Source organism: Propionivibrio sp. (assembly GCF_049316945.1).
In the GTDB taxonomy this organism is placed as follows: Bacteria; Pseudomonadota; Gammaproteobacteria; order Burkholderiales; family Rhodocyclaceae; genus Propionivibrio.
In genome coordinates, this window is the sequence record NZ_JBMOJE010000271.1 from 1 (window position 1) to 3,374 (window position 3,374).

The 3,374-nt window shown below is 50.6% G+C and carries 3 protein-coding genes and 1 tRNA gene; 2 read left to right on the top strand and 2 right to left on the bottom strand.

Translation table 11 applies throughout. The features are described 5' to 3' along the window. Positions 1–537: 537 nt before the first annotated feature. Positions 538–840 carry a helix-turn-helix domain-containing protein gene (locus ACOYNV_RS26835; protein ID WP_422902878.1) on the bottom strand — a complete coding sequence of 101 codons (303 nt, stop codon included), beginning with the start codon at positions 838–840 and terminating at the stop codon, positions 538–540. 249 nt (positions 841–1,089) lie between these two features. Here ACOYNV_RS26835 and ACOYNV_RS26840 point away from each other — a divergent pair, with 249 nt between their 5' ends. Together ACOYNV_RS26840 and ACOYNV_RS26845 are read left to right on the top strand one after the other, a co-directional pair. Further along, a complete protein-coding gene (locus ACOYNV_RS26840) occupies positions 1,090–2,316 on the top strand; it encodes an aspartate kinase (protein ID WP_422902879.1) in 1,227 nt (408 codons plus the stop codon). A 64-nt stretch (positions 2,317–2,380) separates the two neighbouring features. Further along, a tRNA-Ser gene (locus ACOYNV_RS26845) sits at positions 2,381–2,473 on the top strand. Positions 2,474–3,130: 657 nt separating this feature from the next. Here ACOYNV_RS26845 and ACOYNV_RS26850 read toward each other — a convergent pair. Continuing rightward, positions 3,131–3,374, bottom strand: a 244-nt coding sequence (locus tag ACOYNV_RS26850) for a hypothetical protein (protein ID WP_422902880.1), incomplete at its 5' end; no start/stop codon positions are given.

Consider the following 3,374-nt stretch of genomic DNA (forward strand, 5'->3'; position numbering starts at 1 on the left):
TTCCGTGGAAACGATCCTCTATTGCAAGCGAATATTTTGAAATGAGAACTGCTGCTTACGTGTCAGTCGTGTGTTGCGGGAATTCGAGTTGCTTGACAGCGTCAAGCTGCGTTTGATTACCAACGGCAGCCTTATCCACAGACTGGCAGTGCGCAAGGAAATCGCCAGTATCGGAGCACTGAACGGAGAGGTCTGGCTCAAATTCAATCGCGCCACGAAGCCAGGTATCGAGCGAGTCAATGGCATCCTAAAATCATGGCGTCTTTGTTGCAATGCGCTAAATTGGCACCGACATGGCTACAGGTCTGCTATTTTGCGATCAATGGTGAGGAGGCGGATCGATCAGTCTATCTTGAACTCGTCAAATCGTTCAAAGGAAAGATAATGGGCGTGCATCTTTACTCTTTGGCACGCCCGTCATTCCAGCCTGATGCGGCAAGGCTATCAAATCTATCGCAACAATGCTTCCAGCGCTTTGCCAGATGCGTATCCTCGCTAGGCATCGAGGTTATTGTCGCCCCCTGAGTGCGGTGAAGATCAACCCGCTTTTTTCTTGGCTTTGGCTGACTTCTTTAGCGTCTTGAAAAGTTCCGATTCTTCACTCTTCAAGTACTCGACGACATCCATGTCTTCGCGCTTAATGCGCTGAATGTCGATCTGTTCGACGTGCACGAGACGGAGCAACTCGCGGACTGGGCGCGGCATGTTGCGTCCGCTCTCGTAGCGCGAACCGCCACTTTGCGTGACGCCGATTTTTGACCAGAACTGCTGCTGATTCAAACCAAGTTTGTGACGAATCTCGCGGGGATCGGTCTTTTCGATGGTTTTTGTGCTGTTCATTTTGATCCTTTCATATGGCTAAGTGCCGTAGGTTTGTCGAGGCTCTATTGGCCTCGGTCGATTATCTTTCCCATATAACTTTCGTTATACGCTGCAATTATAGTATATGCTCATAATTGATTGCAAGTAGCATGTTAAAAGAACATGCGACTAACCTGCTCTCCACTTTCCCTTGCGAAATTAGCCTTATGTTTCAACGCGACATTGCGGTAGAATCGCGACCTTTCGTGACCAAAAATTGGATTTTGTATGGCGCTGATAGTTCAGAAATTCGGCGGCACGTCGGTGGCAACGACGGACCGTATCAAAAACGTGGCCAGACGAGTGGCCCGCTGGAAAGCTCAGGGGCATGACATCATTGTCGTTCCCTCGGCCATGTCCGGCGAGACCAACCGCCTGATCGGGCTGGCCAGGGAGATTTCTGATGCACCCGACCCACGTGAACTCGATGTCATTGCCTCGACCGGTGAGCAGGTCACCATCGCCCTGCTGGCCATGGCTATGCACGAGGAAGGACTCAAGGCGAAAAGCTACACTGGTGCGCAGGTGCGTGTGCTGACCGACAGTACCTTCACCAAAGCGCGCATCCTGCAAATCGCCGATGAAAAAATCCGCAAGGATCTGGCCGAAGGCCATGTCGTTGTCGTCGCCGGGTTCCAGGGCGCCGATGAACACGGAAACATCACGACACTCGGCCGTGGCGGTTCCGATACCTCAGCTGTAGCGCTGGCTGCGGCGTTGAAGGCTGACGAATGCCAGATATATACTGACGTTGATGGGGTCTATACTACTGACCCGCGCGTTGTGCCGGAGGCGCGCAAACTCGACACAATTACCTTTGAAGAGATGCTGGAAATGGCCAGTCTGGGCTCAAAGGTACTGCAGATCCGCTCTGTCGAATTCGCCGGCAAATACAAAGTCAAACTGCGGGTGCTCTCCAGTTTCCTGGACGAAGGTGAAGGCACCCTGATCACTGTTGAGGAAGAAAATAAAATGGAACAACCGATCATCTCCGGAATCGCCTTCAATCGTGATGAAGCCAAGCTTACCGTGCTTGGTGTTCCAGATCGCCCAGGCATCGCCTATCAGGTTCTTGGCCCGATTGCCGAGGCCAATATTGACGTAGACATGATCATTCAGAATGTTGGCCATGATGGCACCACCGACTTCTCTTTCACAGTCAATCGCGCTGATTACAACAAGGCGCTTGAGGTTCTCAAGGAAGTCACTGCCAAGATGAATGCGCGCGGTGTTGTCGGCGACAACAAGACCTGCAAGGTTTCTGCAGTAGGAGTTGGAATGCGCTCCCACCCGGGCGTTGCCAGCAAAATGTTCAGTGCGCTGGGCGCCGAGGGAATCAACATCCAGATGATTTCAACTTCCGAAATAAAGATTTCGGTCGTGATCGAAGAAAAGTATCTTGAACTCGCCGTTCGAGTCCTGCACAAGACTTTTGGACTCGAAAAAGCCGATTAATACCATTTAGAGTATGGTAGTGGTTTGACCGGGCGGGGTGAAAAGGCTATCATCGCGCCCTTCTGGAGACGTGGCCGAGAGGTCGAAGGCACTCCCCTGCTAAGGGAGCATTCGGGCAAAACCTGAATCGAGGGTTCGAATCCCTCCGTCTCCGCCAGGAATACCTTGGCTAACTCTCTTTAGCCAATTCGATAACCCCGCTACACGCCAGTGTTTGTGGGGTTTTTCGTTTATACCTCCGCACCTCGAAATTAATCCGGAAGCATAAAACACCCCGAAATGGCGTTCTTAGCGTGCTTTTTCTCGAAACCTCCGGACTTCGGGATTTTAGTGCAGAATTTTGAAACCCTTGCTGCACAAGGCTTTGCGGGGTGTCGGCTGTTGAGTTCGCGATGGCATATGTTTTGGTTTTGTGAGAGATGGCAACGAAAGCCGCACTGGCTTAAAGCTATTCTGGAAACCGTAGCTCATTCTGATAAATAGACTTCCCGCTTTGTCCGATGATGGTTAGCTTAACTACATGCAGATCAGACTCATTAGCAACAGGGCCGGAGAGGTCAACGTTAGCGTGAAATAACTCTGATTCAAGGCAATAAAAAACTCGCAACCAAAATCGCGATTTTTAAATTATTTCATAATCAGGGGCGCTGCGTCACTGCTGCATGAAAGTTAGTCCAGATGTACGGCGTCTTTGCAGGTTACCCCCTCCATTCACCGAGATTACAAGTTGATTTTTCTAAATGACTTCATGCGTACTTCACGATGATGTCACGGACGTCCTTGTCGCTAGAGATCGATTCAAAATCCCTCTTGATCATTCCTTTGGCCCTTCACTAGGTAGAGGTTTTACTTGAATTCTTTTTGCACGAGCAGAGGAACGGTCGCGGAGATAGCCGTCTCCTCGGCCTTTCAGACTAGTTAATGCTTCAGGGGCCATGTGGACGTTTGGCGCGTTTTTCTTGGCTTCTTTAACATCCATTGGCTTCAGAACAAGCCATGTTGCTGCAGCATTGACGCATGAACACCTCGGCAAACCCCGATGACATATTTTTGCTCCG